The following is a 17,191-nucleotide window of genomic DNA, read 5'->3' on the forward strand; positions in this document are numbered from 1 at the left end:
AATCGGCTCCGTTTCTCTTTATTCCAAACGCGAAGTACGCTTCTTATTTTTCTTTACGCTCCATCCAAATTTCCCCAATTTCTTTCCCAGACAATAATACTCGCCATGGCTATAGGCGATAATACCGGCCCGCCCCAAATCAAATTTCCCTGACGCATCGAAAAACTCTTTATCTGCCTGCACGGCCAACACATCCGCCACAAACATGTGGTGGGAACCATACGGATGAATCTCCCGCACCCGACACTCAATATTCACCGGACTCTCTCCGATCAAAGGAGCCTGAATCTGTGAAGCCCTCTCCTTTGTCAGTTTCATCTCGGAAAACTTGTCCACCTCCCGGCCGGATTTCACGCCGCAATAGTCCGTGGCAAATGCCAAAGCCTCGGTAGTCAGATTAATCGCAAACTCTCCGCTTTCCCGAATAAGGTCATAAGAAAAACGGGTGGGCCGCAGAGAAATATAGGCCATGGCCGGGTTCGTGCAGATGGTTCCCGTCCAGGCCACCGTCACAATATTCTCCCGGCCATCCAGCCCCTTCATCGATACGAGTACGGCAGGAACCGGGTAAATCATATTGCCCGGTTTCCAGATTTCTTTCGTCATATAACGTCCTTTCCTGTGCGCCGTGCGCACGCTCTTCTACAGTTCAGGCACGATTTTTAAGTCAATGCCATCTTGGCTGTTTACAATCACCAACGTTAAAATACTTCCTGCGGGGAACAGAAGATTCCTGCGGCAAAGCGCAATCCGAGGCATCCGGCTGCTGGTAATCGTCACCATCGCGAAACCATCCGGCACATTTTCAAACCGGGAAGCCGTGCCAAATTCCAACTGCTGGATTCCCATATCATCGATGGTGATATTCATCGGCCCGTAGCCCGTGGCTCCATGGAGGAAACGCACCCGGGAATAAGGACCGGCGGCTCTTCCTTCGCCATCGTCCGCAATCAAGCCATAATCTTCCTCTTCAAAATCCATCGTTTCATCCTTTCCAAATTCCTCATATCTTAGTTTATGCGGTATCCGGAAAGTTGGAACTGGAATTTCCGATGGAGATTCCGGTGTTAAAATACCTTTTAGCAGGAGACCTTCTGGCGCCGGAATCCAATCGAATAAAATGGAGCTTTTCTATTCTTATGAATATCAAAGCCCCTTTGAAATCACTTAAAATACATGCTGCACCAGATAGGGAATCAAATAAGAAATCACGCACATAATCGTCGTTGCAATCAAAAGCCCGATACAGATCGCCAAAAACGCCTTTTTCGGTCGGATATCCAGCAAGGACGCAATCAGCGCTCCCGTCCAAGCTCCGGTTCCCGGAAGCGGGATTCCCACGAAAAGCATCAATCCAATAAACTCATATTTTTGAATCTGATCGCTTTTGCTCATGGCCTTTTTTTCCAGCTTTTCCACCAGCGGACGCAACAGCTTGGTTCGTTTCAGCCACTTGAAGATTGGCGTAATAAAAAACAAAATAAATGGGATCGGAATCATATTGCCGATCAGACAAATCGCAATCGCAGGAACAATCGGAATCCCCAACAAAGCCGCCGCGATCAGGCCGCCGCGAAGCTCCAAAATCGGAACCATGGAAATAATAAAGACAATCACTTCCGGAGGCATTCCTCCCAGAGCCTGAATAAACCAATTTGCTAATGATTCTGCCATTCCAAACCTTCCTTTACCTCTGCCTAAGCAGGATTTATCTGGTAAAGTATATCATAAGGGGACGTTTCTGACAACTGTTATCCCTTTTTCTTATGGATATTTCGGATGACTTTTTTCTTCTTTGGATGGCCTTTTTCCGACATTCGCTCCGGCCGCTGCCCGTCCATCTTCTGCCCGGAAGGGCGAATCAAACAATTCTTTCCAAAGCCAATTAGATCTGTCCGTCCTTCTTTTTGCAGCGCCTCTTCTACCAGCGCATGCAATTTGGGATCCCGGTACTGAATCAATGCCCTCTGCATCGCTTTTTCATGGGGGTCCCGGATGACTGTCACGGCTTCCATGGTCCTTGGGTCCAAACCGGTATAATACATACAGGTAGAAATTGTCGAAGGAGTCGGATAAAAATCCTGTACCTGCTCCGGCATATACCCCATATCCCGAACGCACTCTGCCAGAGCAATCCCATCCTTCCTGGTGGAACCCGGATGGGAAGAAATGAGATAAGGCACTAAATACTGCTTTTTCCCCAGGGACTGATTGACTTTCTGAAATTTTTCCGCAAATGCCTGATAGACGGAATGTTTCGGCTTTCCCATCAACCGCAAAACCCGCGGCGATACATGCTCCGGCGCAACCTTCAACTGCCCGCTGACATGATAGCGGCAAAGCTCCCACAGAAACGTATCGTCCGGGTCAGCCATCAGATAGTCGAACCGAATGCCTGAACGGATAAATACCTTCTTCACGCCGGGCAGCGCGCGAAGTTTTCTCAGCAAAGAAATATATTCCCTGTGATCTACCGTAAGATTCGGACAGGGCTCCGGAAAAAGGCACTGACGGTCTGGGCAGACACCGACTCTCTCTTGCTTTTTGCAGCTGGGATGACGAAAATTAGCCGTCGGCCCGCCTACATCGTGGATATACCCTTTAAACTCCGGATCTTCCGTCATCCTTTTCGCCTCCGCCAGCAGAGATTCCTGGCTCCTGGCCTGGACAATTCGCCCCTGATGAAACGTCAGCGCGCAAAAGCTGCACCCGCCAAAACATCCGCGGCTGCTGGTCAGGCTAAATTTCACTTCCTGAATTGCCGGAACTCCCCCCGCCCCATCGTAGGACGGATGCCACGTCCGGCAATACGGCAGTTCATAGATATCGTCCAATTCCTGCCTGGACAGAGGTTTCGCAGGCGGATTTTGCACCACAAACAGCTTTTTTCCATAAGGTTCGATTAAAGCCTTTCCGGAAAATGGGTCGGTATTGCGGTATTGGGTCGCAAAGCTGGATGCATAGGAGCGCTTGTCCATCGTCAGTTCCTCATAAGACGGCAGGCAAATGGCTTCCGGATTCCCATTCAAGGAAGAACACCGGTATACCGTTCCCGGAATATACGTCAAATCCGCCGCGGATAAACCGGAATCCAACGCCTCCGCAATCTCTAAAATAGAACGTTCTCCCATCCCATAGGAAATCAAATCCGCCTGAGCATCCAGAAGCACGGATTTTCTCAAACTGTCTGACCAATAATCATAGTGGGCCAAACGCCGCAGGCTGGCCTCAATACCTCCCAATATAATCGGCACATCCGGAAAGTTCCGCCGAATCCAGTTTCCATATACCACCACTGCCCGGTCCGGCCTCTTTCCCATCTCGCCGCCCGGAGAATAAGCGTCTGTCTGACGGTGCTTTCTGGAAACAGAGTAGTGATTTACCATGGAATCCATATTTCCAGCGGACACCAAAAAGGCCAGACGCGGCCGGCCAAATTCTCGAATCGCCTCTTCCTTTTTCCAGTCGGGCTGCGCCAATATCCCCACCCGATAACCATGCCGTTCCAGTAAGCGGGTAATAATAGCATGACCAAAAGAAGGATGATCCACATAGGCGTCTCCGCACACATAGACGAAGTCCACTTCCGGCCATCCTCTCTTTTCCATTTCTTTTCGATTGATCGGTAAAAACTCTGACATAGTCCCTCTCTCTGAAACAGGTTCCGGCGCTATCCTATCGAATAAAATAGGAAATCGCCTTGTTCAGTTCCTCCACCGCGTGCATATCCCCAGACTCCACTGCATCTACAATACAATGATTGATATGATCTTCCAAAATCACTTTTCCTGTATTGCCCAAAGCAGAGCGAACCGCCGCCAGTTGGATCAATACCTCGGAGCAATCCCGCCCCTCCTCCACCATCCGTTTGATGGATTCTAAATGTCCGATCGCGCGAGACAGACGGTTTAGTACCGCTCGCGTCTGTTCATGGCTGTGGGTATGAGTATACACTGTGCCGTCCGGAGCCACATGAGTATGAACTACGCCCGCCCCCATCTTTTTTTCTTCCGTTTCCTTTTGCATCTCCGGGCGTTGTGCTTTTTCTGACATTTTATCTTCCTTCTATGATTAAAATTTTAGGTCAACGATACCTGCCATTACGCTTCGTAACTTTATTCTATGATCGAAAAGCATCTGTGTCAATAGGATTTCATACCTGCCATTCACAAGGGCCTACATGCCTCCTATATAAACGGGCGATCTCAGCGATAATAATCCGCCGTCTCTCCCGTATCTTCCTGCCGGAGCAAAGTTCCATCTCCGTCAAAAGTATAGCGGTACACCTGACTGGTCCCGCCGATGGAAAATGCGCTGGTGGCCGGCGAGAAATAGGTGGAAACAATGCTCTCCACATCCCACAGCAGTTTTCCATTTTCGCTTACAGCCAGCTTGCCCCCCAGAGAACCTTTAATCGCATAGAAGGTCTCTGGCGTACCGCCCTTTGGATCGCACGCCAGCAGCACCGCCGTATAGTTCTTTCGAACCATCGGAGTCAGCTCCTCGCTGGCAATTTCCCAGATATTATTGTCAAAAAGCTCATTGACAATCTCCGCAATTTCGTACCGACCCCCGGCGTTTTGTTCCTCGTTTTCCAATTTCGGCGTGGAGTAGGCCGAGAGATAGACCTGTCCCTGAAATTCCAACATATCCACCAGATAATAATAGCAATCCTGCCCATCGTAAACGAAACTGTCCGTCAGACTTCCGTCCCGATCCAGCTTCGCCAGCCGGGCATGTTCTCCTTCCATCGAATTCCCCAACTGAATCAAATAGCCGTCTCCCAAGCGGACAGCATTCCAGATACCGTAATTGCCCACCTGGGTTTTCTGAAAGCTCAGCTCTTCCCCACTCTCCGAATACTGGCTCAAACAAAGATACTGTAGATCTCCTCGGCTGATCACCGCCCATGTGCCGTCCTCATTATCCAGTACAGCGGCGACGTCTTCCTGGCGGAAGCCATGATCCATCTGCTTTTCCCACAGCACTGTTCCAACGCTATTGACCGCAGCCACCCAGCCATATGAGGTCTGTTCGCTGGAGATGGTTGGCGTCCGGCCCCATACCGCCGCGCCAGTGGACATAGACGTGCAGTCCTCGATCTGAAACTTGGAAAACTCCGCCGTCCATACCAGTTTCCCATCCTCATAGCGCTCCAGATAACTTTTGTCATGGACGTCAAAGCCCAAAACCTCGTCCAATTTTTCCGTCGGATAGCAACGGTAAGCGATTTCGTCTCCTGGCACCTCTGTGTTCCGTTTTTTGTGGTTCCAAAGGGCCGCCAAATCCTCCGGCGTAGGTTCTTTCTGGAAGATTTCCACTCCCGCCACAGGACCGGAAACACTGCGCTCAATGACCTCCGCCGTCTTGTCATAGGTGAACTGTTGGGTCGTGATATCCTGGTATACTGCTTTCACCTCTTCCCTGCTCAGCCCCTCGGCGGACAACCCATTTTCATCAAAAAACTGAACTGCCGCTTTATATTCTCTGGCCTCAACCGCATAGGCGGCGCCTGCCAGCCCCACCGCCAGGATCAGACAGGCAGCGGCAGCCCGCAGCCAGAAACGTCTCCGAACCAGCTTCTTCCTCCGTTGGGAAGAAACGATTTTTTTCCACACTTTTTGCTGGATACGCTCCCCCGCGCCCTCCGGCATCGTCACATCCCATGCATCTGGCAATATTTCGTCCAGCTCTTTCGGCTCGCACTCGTCAAACAGCTCCGTCAGTGTTTTCTTCACATCGATTCCCCCCATTCTTTCAGCTTTTTTCGCAGTTTTCCAATGGCCCGGTGGGTTCTGGTATCTACATTTACCGCCGTCAGCCCTAGCCGCGCGGCAATCTCCTTCGAGGATTCCCCCAAGTAAAATTTTCGAAGCAGGATCTCGCGGTCTGGTTCCCCCAACTCTTTTACTGCTGTCAATGTCCTCCCCCGCAGTTCCCGCTCCTCCCAGTCGCCCTCCAACAAACTCTCCTTGTTTTCTGCCATCATCCTTTCGTCCAGTGGAAGAATATTTGCCTCACGGTATCGCCGCCGCACCAAATCCAAGGCATTGTTCCGGGCAATCACACACAGCCAGGAACGAATACTCCCCTTCTCCGGGGCGTACCGATCCAGATCCAGGTAAAACTCGCTGAAGGTGTCAGCCACACAGCCTTCCACATCGGCAGCACAAAACACACCTTCCGGAAGTTTTCTCCTGACCACAGCGTAGACGAGCCCTCCATATCTCTCCATAAGAGTCGATATAGCAGGCTCCGGCGTACGCCGCAATAATTCCAATAGATCTTGATCCTGCACTTTTCCACCTCCCGGCCACTGTCTATGAAGCTTTATCTATTACTGCGATGAAAATCCGGAAATCTTACAGAAGAAAAAGGACGCCCCATCGGAGCGCCCTAAAAACCTTCTTACTTTCCAGCTTTCCGCATCGCTGCTTCCACCACATGTCCTACCAGCACAGAGGTGGTGACGGTTCCAACGCCTCCAGGAACCGGTGTAATCGCGCCGACGATGGGCTCTGCGTCCTCATACTTTACATCCCCGCAAAGTTTACCCTCATCGTTGACATTGATACCCACATCGATGACTACCTGGCCCGGCGCGAAGTACTCTTTGTCCACCACGCCCGCGCGGCCCGCTGCTACGATCAAGATATCCGCTTCCCGGCAGACTGCCGGCATATCCACGGTCTTGGTATGGCAAACCGTCACCGTGGCGTTTTTCTTAATCAGCATCATCGCCGCCGGCTTGCCAACCACCAAGCTGCGTCCGATCACAACCGCTTTCTTTCCCTTGCAGTCGATCTGATAGTGATCTAAGATCTCCATGCAAGCCTGAGGCGTGCATGGCGGGAATCCCTTTGTCTGTCCGGTAAAGACGCCGACCATCGAACCGTCGGTGATTCCGTCTACATCCTTCTCTGGGTCTAAAGCCTGGCAAGCGGCTTCCTCGTCCAAATGCTTTGGCAGCGGACGGAACATCAAAACGCCATGGATGGCATCGTCCTTATTGACCTCATCAATGGTAGACATCAAAGCCTCCTGGGTCACGTCAGCCGGAAGCAGATACTGTTTTACCGCTACGCCGAGGGTATCGCAGCGCTTCATGGCGCCTCTTTCATAGGAAATATCATCTCCCCGCTCGCCCACACGAATAATACCAAGGGTAGGGTTGATTCCTTTTGCCTTCAAAGCTTCCACATCCGCTTTGATTCTCTCATTCAAGGAAGCGTTTACTTCCTTTCCCAGCAATACCTGTGCCATGGGAACCTCCTCCTTTTTGGGGGCGGGACAGGCTGCCAAAGGCAACCGCTCCCACCCATATCGCTTTCTTTAAAATCTTGCGCGCACATCGGCGAAAATTTCATCCGCCATCGCCACATATTTGCTGATCATGCCTTCCGCTTTCTCATTGATCTCCGCCGCGTAGGCTTTGTCCGTCATCGACTTGGTATTGATGAACACGTTGAGGCTGGCTCCCAGCAGAGCCGCCCGGCAGCAAGCCACGCCAACGCCGACATCGCTGATCGCAAGAGCGGAACCCTTGGCGGCAAACTCCTTATGAAGCTCGATGGCCTCGCAGCACTTCTCCATGATCAAAAGCGGAACACTGCAAGCGTCTTTTAACGCCGCTTCCATAATACGAGCTTTCTCCGCCTTCTCTTCCTCCGTCTCCTTCGGCAACCCGTATGCCTTGGAAAGAGGCTCAAACATCTCGGCATCTTTCTGTACCAGATCCAGCAATTCTGCCTGAAGAGCGTCTGCCTTTGCTTTTAAAGCAATGATATCATCCTGTACATCGGCATATTTTTTCTTGCCAAGAGTCAGGCTTCCCACCATATTTCCGAGAGCCGTACCAATGGCGCCAACCAAAGAGGATGCGCCGCCGCCGCCCGGAACCGGGGCTTTGGAGGCCAAAACCTCTACAAATGCTTCACAACTTCCCTTGGTAAATTCCATAGGAATCTCCTCCGTTCCAATTTATATTCTGCTTTCGCCAATCCAGTCCTTAGAACAGGCCGCTGATCTTGCCGGTCTCGTCCACGTCGATCTTCTCCGCTGCCGGTACCGGCGGTAAGCCTGGCATCGTCATGATGTCTCCCGTCAACGCTACGATAAATCCTGCTCCCGCTGAGATCTTCAGGTTTCTCACCGTTACTGTGAATCCCTTCGGCGCTCCCTTTAATGCCGCATCGTCCGAGAAGCTGTACTGCGTCTTCGCTACACAGATCGGGCACTTGTCAAATCCAAGCTTCGTTAACTGCTCCGCCTGCTTCTTCGCGTTCGCCGTCAGCATCACTCCGTCTCCATGGTATACTCTCTTTACGATCGCATCCAGTTTCTCCTCGATGCTTACGTCCAGGCCATAGCTGAAGCTGAAATCATTCGGCTCTTCTACCAGTCTTACGACCTCTTCCGCCAGCGCGATTCCTCCTTCTCCTCCTTTGGCCCATACTTCCGACAGCGCTACGTTTACTCCCAGCTCCTTACACTTCTTCTCTACTAGGTCTAACTCTGCCTTCGTATCCGTCGGGAACGCGTTGATCGCTACTACGCACGGCAGCTTATATACCTGCGTGATATTCTCTACGTGCTGCAGCAGGTTCGGCAGTCCTGCCTCCAATGCCGTAAGGTTCTCTTCGTTCAGATCTGCCTTCGCCACTCCTCCATGGCTCTTCAGCGCTCTTACCGTCGCTACCATTACCACCGCCGACGGCGTCAGCCCTGCCATACGGCACTTGATGTCTAAGAACTTCTCCGCTCCAAGGTCTGCTCCGAATCCGGCTTCCGTGATCACGTAATCTCCTAGCTTTAATGCCATCTTCGTCGCCATCACCGAGTTGCATCCATGGGCGATGTTCGCAAACGGTCCTCCGTGCACGATTGCCGGCGTATGCTCTAACGTCTGCACCAGGTTCGGCTTCAAGGCATCCTTTAACAGCGCCGTCATCGCTCCCTCTGCGTGAAGGTCTCCCGCCGTTACCGGCTTCTCATCGTATGTATATCCCACGATAATACGCGCCAGGCGCTTCTTCAAATCAATGATATCCGACGACAGGCACAGCACCGCCATGATCTCGCTCGCTACCGTGATATCGTATCCGTCTTCTCTCGGTACTCCGTTTACCCTTCCGCCAAGGCCGTCTACTACGAAACGAAGCTGACGGTCGTTCATATCCACGCACCGTCTCCACGTGATTCTTCTCGGATCAATGTTTAACTTATTTCCCTGATACAGATGGTTGTCTAACATTGCCGCCAGCAGGTTGTTCGCCGCTCCGATCGCGTGCATATCTCCCGTGAAGTGAAGGTTGATGTCTTCCATCGGGACTACCTGCGCGTATCCTCCGCCTGCCGCTCCGCCTTTTACTCCGAATACCGGTCCCAACGACGGCTCACGCAGAGCCACCATCACGTTCTTTCCGATCTTTCTCATTCCATCCGCCAGGCCTACCGTCGTCGTCGTCTTTCCTTCTCCGGCCGGCGTCGGGTTGATGGCTGTTACCAGGATCAGCTTTCCGTCTTTCTTCTTGCTCTCCTGGAGCATGTTATAATCGATTTTTGCTTTGTACTTTCCATAATGCTCCAAGTACTTTTCGTCGATTCCTGCTGTCTTTGCGATCTCGGAAATCGGCTGCATCTCTGTTTCCTGTGCAATTTCGATGTCGGATTTGTAGCCCATACCTTTCTTCTCCTTTACCTTATTGGTTTTGCCTCTTTTACCAAAAAGGGCATCATTTGAAACGCTCCAAATGATGCCCAGACGGTCGGCTCTCTTACGATTCTGATCCACTGTGGTTCTCCACATTGATCCGTCAGGTATCAAAACCGCTCTTACCTTCTATTTACTCTGTCCTGACTGTGTATCCTTGTCAATCGAAGGCACTCTCATGGTAACATATTCCTTCTACTTTGTCAAGAATGTGTCATCTTTGTTATAATATCGTCGAATTCCGAACGATTCCTCTCTTTTTCCCGTAAAAAAGTAACTTTTTTGGCCAAATACATTACCTTTTATTGGCATAAGCCCATACGCATTTGTCCAGGAAAGGGATTACCGTTGAAATGCGCGGGTGATATCCCCGACCATATAAAGGGAACCCAAAGCACATATCACTCCGTCCTTGCCCGCCCTTTCCAAAGCCAATTGGCAGGCAGCTTCTATCGAATCTCCCACAGTCGCCGTCTTCGCTCCCAAATCAAGCAAAAGTTCCGCCAGCTCTTCCGCCTTCATGGCCCGTGAACTGGGCGGCGTCACTGTGATAAATTCTTTTGCCAAAGGCAGGATTTCTTTCATCATGGTCCTCGCGTCTTTATCTGCCAGAACACCTACAACAAACGTAATTCCGCCCTCCGGAAAATAAGTCCGCAGACTTTCCGCCGTGGCCCGGATTCCGTGGGGGTTATGGGAACCGTCCACCAGAATCACCGGCTCCTTGGAGAGCAGCTCGAACCGCCCTCTCCACCGGGTAGTAGAAAGGCCGTCCCGCAAACTTTTTTCTGTAATCTTCCACCCTTTTTTTTGCAGAACTTTTACCGTTTCCAGAACCACCGCCGCATTATTCAGCTGATAGGTTCCCAAAAGCGGGATATGCAAATCGGCATACGTCTCGTATCCAAAGATCTGTCCACCTAAGCTATGGCTCGTCAACGTCAAAGCAGAATAATCCGGATGATACAGACGGCTATGCTTTTCCCCCGCCACCTTTTCAAATACAGCTTCCGCTTCCGGATTTTGGCCATACAGGATCACGTCGCCGTCTTCCTTGATGATACCGGCTTTCGCCGAGGCGATTTTGGCAAAGGTATCCCCCAGCTCATTGGTATGATCGAGACCAATGGCCGTGATCACGGCAGCCTCCGGCGTGTCAATGACATTGGTGGAATCCAGCTCGCCTCCCAGACCCACTTCCAACACCACGATATCACAGCGACGGCGTTTAAAAAATTCAAAGGCCAAAGCGGTAATCAGTTCAAACTCGGTGGGCGAATCTTCCATGGATTCGGCAAAGGGACGGATATATTCCGTCAATTCCGCCAGTTCTTCATTTCCGATCATCTCACCGTTTACCTGCATCCGCTCGTTAAAGCAGTGGATAAACGGGGAAGTATAAAGTCCCGTGCGATAACCGGACGCCTCCAAAATCGAAGCCAGCATCGCAGCCGTGGATCCCTTCCCGTTGGTACCGGCAATATGGATAAATTTCAGTTCCTTCTGGGGATTCCCCAGTTTTTCCAGCAATTCAAAGGTTCTCTCCAGCCCAAGGCGGCTGCCCAGCCAGGTAATACTGTGAATATATTTCAGTGCCTCTTCATAATTCATGGCGCTTATTGCTCCTTCTTTCCTGTCCTTTCCGGACATGAAAACCTGTATTTTGTTCTATAAAACTTGTATTTCGTTCTATTTTTCCTGTCTCTTCTTTTCCGCGTCGCACATCGCTTTTAACGTGCTGATGGACACATCCCCGATCACAGCCATATCCTCCGCAGAAAAAGCGGAAGTCACATTGTCGGAAAACAAGATCTGAGAAGACGGTGGAAATTCCTCGTCTCCCCTCCACAGAATAAACTGCAGATTCACATGATTGATAAAAGAAAATTCATATCCCGCATCGCCGGTCTTCACCCGTCTTCCGCCAATCTTCTCTAAGGACCGGGAAAATTCTTCCAGCCGGGAGCCAAACCCATAAGCCAGGCGGGCCAGGCAGCGGCCCTGAAAATTACGGAAATAAAGTTCCCCCCAGGGAACGTCCCGGTAAGTCACAAAATTCCCCGTGGAAGGCGTATATCGCCCTTCGATCAGATATCTTGCTACCAAGATCTTCGCCGGATAGGTATCGCGCAGTGCGGCAAATCCGTTTTCTTCGGTAGTCACGATAAACTCCGGATGGCTGACCCGGTAGGATACTCCCATCAGCTGGATGGCAAATCCCCCGGCGGCCTCATCGTAATCTACTTTGCAACGCAGACTGACTTCTTCTGGGTCCAGCGCCTCATATCGTTCTTTATAGTGCTCCCAAGGAATTTCTTCCTTATTATTTTTTCTCTTTTCCGGATCGATCATCTCAAACGAACTCCTAACCATGATAGATCTCCTCCGCCACCGACGGAAACAAAGCTTCGTTGGTGTGAGGAAGGAAACAAGCCGCTACAAATTCATCCATATAGGACGGATTGGTAGAAAGCTCCATGTACGTCATATTTTTGGAAAGCTCCGACACTTTTTCTGCCGCGGCGTCGGAAAGAAGCATCGCATAAGCGCCGCAAAGGGAGGAGTTTCCGATATAGTGGTATTTTTCCAGCGGGATATCCGGAAGCATACCGATCATCACTGCGTTTTTCATATTGATTCCGCTGCCGATCCCGCCCGCCACATAAATATTTTCAATGACGGATACATCCATGTCCAAAGACGCCAGCATGATATGAATACCGGAGAAAATAGCTGCCTTTGCCCGGATGAAATTATCGATATCCACTTCATTGATCTCCACATCCCGCACAGAGCCTGCTTCCTCACGGAACGCCAGGACATAACTGGCTACGCCGTGTTCGTTGCGGCGGATTCTTCGCCCTTCTTTGACAAAAGAACCTTTCGCGTTGATGATTCCAGTTAAAAACATTTGGCAGATCGCGTCGATAATGCCGGAACCGCAAAGTCCTACGGGTTTTTCCGAGGGCCCTCCGACCACCGTCAACGTCGGTTCCAAGGTTTCCGGATCAATGACGCAGGCTTCGATGGCCCCGTCGGTAGCCCGCATTCCGCAGCTGATATCGCCGCCCTCAAAGGCCGGCCCCGCCGAGCAGGCGCAGGTCATCAGGAAATCCTCGTTTCCAAAAACCAATTCCCCATTGGTTCCAAGATCGATAAACAGGGAAAACTCTGGCTTATTCCAGATTCCGCTGGCTAGGGTTCCCGCCGTGATATCACCGCCCACATAGCTGCCCACATTGGGGGCCAAAATCACCTTGGCGTCCGAGGACACTTCGATTCCCAAATCCGAGGCTTTGACGGAAGAAGTTTCAAAAAAGGCTGGAATATAGGGTTCCATCCGAACTGGTTCCGCATTCACCCCAATCAGCAGATGATTCATCGTCGTATTGGAGGCCACGCAGATTTGATACACGCCGTCGGCAGGAATATGCGCCTTGTGGCAAAGTCCCTCCAAAAGCGGAAGCAGGGTTTCCCCTACAATCGCGTTTTGCAGACGGGCACGTCCGCCTGGCTTTGCCGACTCGATAATCCGATTAATCACATCCGCCCCATAGCGAATCTGCCCATTTCCCGTAGACGCCTTGGCTAAAATCTTTCCACTCCTAAGATCGACCAGCAAAGCGGAAACCGTCGTGGTTCCTATATCAACCGCCATTCCGGCAACCACTGCCTTCTCTCCCGCGGGAATCACATCGTGGATGAGCAATTCCCTTGGATTTTGTTCCACCACGCACTGCACCCGAAAACCCGCTGCTCTCAGAGCATCCGGCAGTTTTTTCAAAGCGCTGAACGTCATATGAATATTCCCGATCTCCACCCCCGTAGCAGCCCGTGCAGCCCATAACAGCCGCTCGTTATCCGGCATGGTGTCTTCCAGCGTAGGCTCGGCCATCTCCAAATCCAAGATGGAAAAATCATTTTTCCATTCTATGCCTGCTTCCTGGATACTCCGAACCACTTCATCAAAAATCGCGATTTCCTCTCCACTGCCAAGGTCTGCGATTTTCATCCGGGAACGATAAGCGGAAGCAATATCCGGTACCAGAATATCCGCGTCGGCGCAGACTTCACTGACACAGGCCAGGCGCCACCCCGCCGCATACTCCGCCTTTGTGATATGGCGGGTTTGCTCGGATTTCACTTCCCCCTTGATCAGTTGTACGCGGCATTTTCCGCAGGACGCATTGCCGGAACAGGGAGCGTCGATGGCGACATTGTGACGCTGGGCAAGCTCTAAAATCGAATCGCCTTCCGATGCAGAAGCCACGACAAAATCACCGTTTTCAAAACAAAATCGTATCGTAAACATGGGGATATTCTCCTTCATGATATGTTCTCATCAAAACTGGCGGCCTGCGGTGAGGCCGCCAGTTTACCTTTTTATTTCATAGGAAATTTCCTACTTACCGATTGATTACATAATCGGGTCCATTCCCAGTGCGGGATGGCCTTTTTCCGACAGGAATTCCAATACCGCCTCCGTGTCGGTAGCGATGGTCTCATCGCAGATCATATCTGTAAAGTTATCGATTCCATACAGTTCTTTTGCCGTTTTGTTTAATCTCTCCGCCACATCATCCTTTAATTCTTTCGGCATCCAGACAATTCTCTCAATTCCGCCTTCCGCTTTGATAAACTTCTTGGAGGAAATGAAATGACGGCCATGTCCCATGAAACCTGGCGTCTGTACGCCGCCGCCGGTCATGGAAGCCAGTTCTCCAAAGGTCATTCCCGTTGGAGTCATACCTTTGTATTCACGATTTACAACCACCACGCCATTGGAAGCGGGCTCGACGCCGCAGATACACTCAAAGCAGCCGCAGCTGGTCATCGGATCTTCAATCAGAGAATACAGCGTTACCTGAGAAACCGCACCCTGGGTCATCTTCTCTACCATCTCGTCCACCGCCGTGTAAGCGCCGGTTCTCTCGTCGGTACAGCCTTCCTTCGGAATCGGCTGACACGGTCCGGTCGGGGTTAATTCCTTGGTCGCCTTGGCATCCAGCCAGGATACCGCTCCGCACAGGCCCAGACGCTCCGGAGTTACCACGCAGCAATGGGAGGGAGCAAAGGATTGACAGAGAATGCAGGTATAGAACTCATCTACGCTCTCGTCCGTCAAAGAAGCCAGACGGTTGTCGCGGGCGCTGTATGCCGGCATCGCTCTGGTATCTAAGATCTCCTGCACTTTATCGTGCTCCGTATAGAAGGTAACCTGACATTTATCTACAACCGTATCAAACTCGTCCATAATCATATGGTAGAGCACTTCACCAAAATGATTCAGGCGGATTCCTTTTTCATAAGCGTCGTTGCTGACGCGGATTCGGATCAGGTTTCTCTGGCCCGTGTGCATCACGCCTTCCATATAGTTAAACCAGGTGTGAATCTTTCTCTCAATGACCGATTCGAAGTCGGACTGCATCTTTGCGCCGTAAACTTGAATGTCCGTTGCCAGCGCCAGTTCTCCGCCCGCATCGATATCCGGGCCTACCACGGTGATCTTATGGTCTTCCACTTCATCCGCCGCCACGGAAGTTACCAGTTCGCAGGTCGGATTTGCATGGGAGCTGAACTCCGTGTGCATATCGTTCTTCCGAATAATCTCGCCCTCAAAGGCCGCTGCAAAGGCCACCGGGATCGGCAGTTCCTTCACTTTAATTTTAATATTGCGCAGTTCCAGGGATTTCTTCACGGTCATGGCCGGATCCGTCACGGATTCCAGCGCTCCCGGAACCTGATTTTCTCCCAGATCGATGTCTACCACTACCGGGAATCCTAACGCGATTGCTCCGGCTCCAGCGGAAACCACCACCGAGTCGATGGGACCAAAGGTATTGACAAAGGCCGGGACTCTTTCCTTGGTATAAGTCAAAAGATCTGTCAGCTTACCAGGTTCAATCGCACCGAAGATCAGCGCCGCACGAATGGCCACCGTCACCACATGGGTAACTGCGGTCACATCATGGCCCAAAGGAACCACGCGAAGCTCCAAGCCCATCTTTACGCCGCCTTCGCTGCACTGGTCGATCACATCACCCACTAAGAAGGTCAGGATTCCTTTGCTTTGATAATCTTTGACCACATTTACTACATCTTCCGGATGCTCCGCTTTTCCAAGAACCACGGCTACGCCGGGAATATCGCCCGTCACCAACGGTACGCCCAGAGAACGAATGATAGGGTCTGGAACAAAACCGATTCCACTTTCACCTGCATAGGGTTCGCTGTTTTCCACATATTTCAGAGCTTCGATGATTTCGGCGCCAACCGCAGTGGCAAGACCTGCATTTAAAGCCTCCCCCAGATCTTCCTTATCGGAAATCAAACTTTTCAGAACATCCACGCAGGCTGTCAGATCTCCCAAGGTCTTTACCTTTACGCCCGTAGCCGCATAGATTGTCGGAAGAAAATACGCCGTGTCCGGAAACGCCACCTTAGCATCCGCGCCGTGTTTTGCAATCGCATCCTTCACCGCGCCTTCTGTCAATCCGGCTACCGCATGGGAACCACCATAAATCAAATCTGTCAATACGCTCATTACAACTCCTCCTATCTTTCTAAAATACTTCTATTTAGTATACCCAAAATCCATCTGGTACAACGGAAGCTGTATCAGAGAAAACCCGCTGCAAAAAGCGGGTTTTCTTGAAAACATGTAAATGAGACTCTTTTTACAGTTCCAGGTAGGAATCTGCATACAAAACATTATTTTTCAACACATCGCAGGACTTGATGGTCTCCATCAGTCTCTGATCGCAAGGATTTACGATCGCGGAGGTCATACCCTGCATCATCGCCATCGCCACCATCGCCGAATCCATGATCGGACGAATGTGCTTCGGCATACCATTGGAGTTATTGGACAGACCGCCGGTAGTATTTAATCCCATCTCGCTGAACATCTTGATGGCTTCCAGAACTTCCAGCTGCTTATCCTGCATGCCCTTTACTACCAGAAACAGCGGGTCAAACCACAAATCCGTCTCTTCCATGCCCAGGGTCAAGCCTCTCTCCAGCATGTTCTGGCAGTGCATCATACGCTCGTCGTTATCCGCAGCAATACCATGGGCGGAGCAAAGCGCAATAACAATCGCATCGTTGGCAGCCGCCAGGTCGATGTTTTCGATCCGATCTCCTGCATCCGCAGAGTTTACGATCGGTTTTCCTTTTGCGCGGTTATAAACCGAGATACCAGCTTCAATTGCTTTCGTATTGGCGGTATCTAAGCAAAGCGGTACATTGTCAAACTCAGACTGCAGAAGGGTAACCGCCCACTTCATCAGATCCTCGCCATCGCTTTCCGCCGGGCCAATGTTGACATCCAGGTAGGTAGCGCCAGCTTCCAACTGCTCCTTCGCGCGTTTTAAGATCGGCTCCGGATTTCTGGTTGCCATCGCCTCGCGGATAGCCGGAGAGATGCAGTGAATACGCTCACCAATCGTAATAAATTTTGCCATAGTATCGTTCTCCTTT

At 51.1% G+C, this 17,191-nt stretch carries 15 protein-coding genes and 1 riboswitch; all 15 genes read right to left on the reverse strand.

Annotated elements, in window-relative coordinates:
* Positions 1-18: 18 nt before the first annotated feature.
* Entirely contained in the window at positions 19-606 is a 588-nt protein-coding gene (locus ACCC71_RS11130; RefSeq protein WP_434309696.1) for a flavin reductase family protein, read from the reverse strand.
* 36 nt (positions 607-642) lie between these two features.
* Positions 643-981 (reverse strand): DUF4397 domain-containing protein, encoded by a 339-nt coding sequence (locus ACCC71_RS11135; protein WP_434309697.1) that lies wholly within the window; start codon positions 979-981, stop codon positions 643-645.
* A gap of 186 nt (positions 982-1,167) precedes the next feature.
* Positions 1,168-1,674: a COG2426 family protein gene (locus ACCC71_RS11140; protein ID WP_434309698.1), complete on the reverse strand. Its 507-nt coding sequence runs from the start codon at positions 1,672-1,674 to the stop codon at positions 1,168-1,170.
* Between the two features lie 77 nt (positions 1,675-1,751).
* A complete protein-coding gene (locus tag ACCC71_RS11145; RefSeq protein ID WP_434309699.1) occupies positions 1,752-3,641 on the reverse strand; it encodes a YgiQ family radical SAM protein in 1,890 nt (629 codons plus the stop codon).
* Between the two features lie 34 nt (positions 3,642-3,675).
* Positions 3,676-3,999: a metal-sensing transcriptional repressor gene (locus ACCC71_RS11150; protein WP_434311849.1), complete on the reverse strand. Its 324-nt coding sequence runs from the start codon at positions 3,997-3,999 to the stop codon at positions 3,676-3,678.
* Between the two features lie 206 nt (positions 4,000-4,205).
* The gene (locus ACCC71_RS11155) at positions 4,206-5,738 is read right to left on the reverse strand and encodes a hypothetical protein (RefSeq protein ID WP_434309700.1); all 1,533 of its coding nucleotides are present in this window, start codon (positions 5,736-5,738) and stop codon (positions 4,206-4,208) included.
* A complete protein-coding gene (locus ACCC71_RS11160; RefSeq protein WP_434309701.1) occupies positions 5,735-6,298 on the reverse strand; it encodes an RNA polymerase sigma factor in 564 nt (187 codons plus the stop codon). The genes ACCC71_RS11155 and ACCC71_RS11160 overlap by 4 nt, the downstream gene beginning before the upstream one ends.
* A 110-nt stretch (positions 6,299-6,408) precedes the next feature.
* Positions 6,409-7,263, reverse strand: a complete 855-nt coding sequence (locus tag ACCC71_RS11165) for a bifunctional 5,10-methylenetetrahydrofolate dehydrogenase/5,10-methenyltetrahydrofolate cyclohydrolase (RefSeq protein ID WP_434309702.1) — start codon at positions 7,261-7,263, stop codon at positions 6,409-6,411.
* Between the two features lie 69 nt (positions 7,264-7,332).
* Positions 7,333-7,959 (reverse strand): cyclodeaminase/cyclohydrolase family protein, encoded by a 627-nt coding sequence (locus ACCC71_RS11170; protein ID WP_434309703.1) that lies wholly within the window; start codon positions 7,957-7,959, stop codon positions 7,333-7,335.
* A 49-nt stretch (positions 7,960-8,008) separates the two neighbouring features.
* On the reverse strand, positions 8,009-9,682 hold the full coding sequence (locus ACCC71_RS11175; RefSeq protein WP_434309704.1) for a formate--tetrahydrofolate ligase: 1,674 nt from the start codon (positions 9,680-9,682) through the stop codon (positions 8,009-8,011).
* A gap of 68 nt (positions 9,683-9,750) precedes the next feature.
* A riboswitch (ZMP/ZTP riboswitch) is annotated at positions 9,751-9,834 on the reverse strand.
* A 220-nt stretch (positions 9,835-10,054) separates the two neighbouring features.
* The gene (locus ACCC71_RS11180; RefSeq protein WP_434309705.1) at positions 10,055-11,323 is read right to left on the reverse strand and encodes a bifunctional folylpolyglutamate synthase/dihydrofolate synthase; all 1,269 of its coding nucleotides are present in this window, start codon (positions 11,321-11,323) and stop codon (positions 10,055-10,057) included.
* 78 nt (positions 11,324-11,401) lie between these two features.
* Positions 11,402-12,085 carry a DUF3786 domain-containing protein gene (locus ACCC71_RS11185; RefSeq protein ID WP_434309706.1) on the reverse strand — a complete coding sequence of 228 codons (684 nt, stop codon included), beginning with the start codon at positions 12,083-12,085 and terminating at the stop codon, positions 11,402-11,404.
* Positions 12,078-14,042, reverse strand: a complete 1,965-nt coding sequence (gene acsV / locus ACCC71_RS11190; protein ID WP_434309707.1) for a corrinoid activation/regeneration protein AcsV — start codon at positions 14,040-14,042, stop codon at positions 12,078-12,080. The genes ACCC71_RS11185 and acsV overlap by 8 nt, the downstream gene beginning before the upstream one ends.
* Before the next feature lie 87 nt (positions 14,043-14,129).
* The gene (gene acsB / locus ACCC71_RS11195) at positions 14,130-16,256 is read right to left on the reverse strand and encodes an acetyl-CoA decarbonylase/synthase complex subunit alpha/beta (RefSeq protein WP_434309708.1); all 2,127 of its coding nucleotides are present in this window, start codon (positions 16,254-16,256) and stop codon (positions 14,130-14,132) included.
* Positions 16,257-16,389: 133 nt separating this feature from the next.
* Positions 16,390-17,175, reverse strand: coding sequence for a carbon monoxide dehydrogenase/acetyl-CoA synthase methytransferase subunit (acsE, locus tag ACCC71_RS11200; RefSeq protein WP_434309709.1), 786 nt, complete (start codon positions 17,173-17,175; stop codon positions 16,390-16,392).
* Between the last annotated feature and the right edge of the window lie 16 nt (positions 17,176-17,191).

It is taken from the genome of Hominifimenecus sp. rT4P-3, from assembly GCF_051055405.1.
Taxonomy (GTDB): domain Bacteria; phylum Bacillota; class Clostridia; order Lachnospirales; family Lachnospiraceae; genus Pseudolachnospira.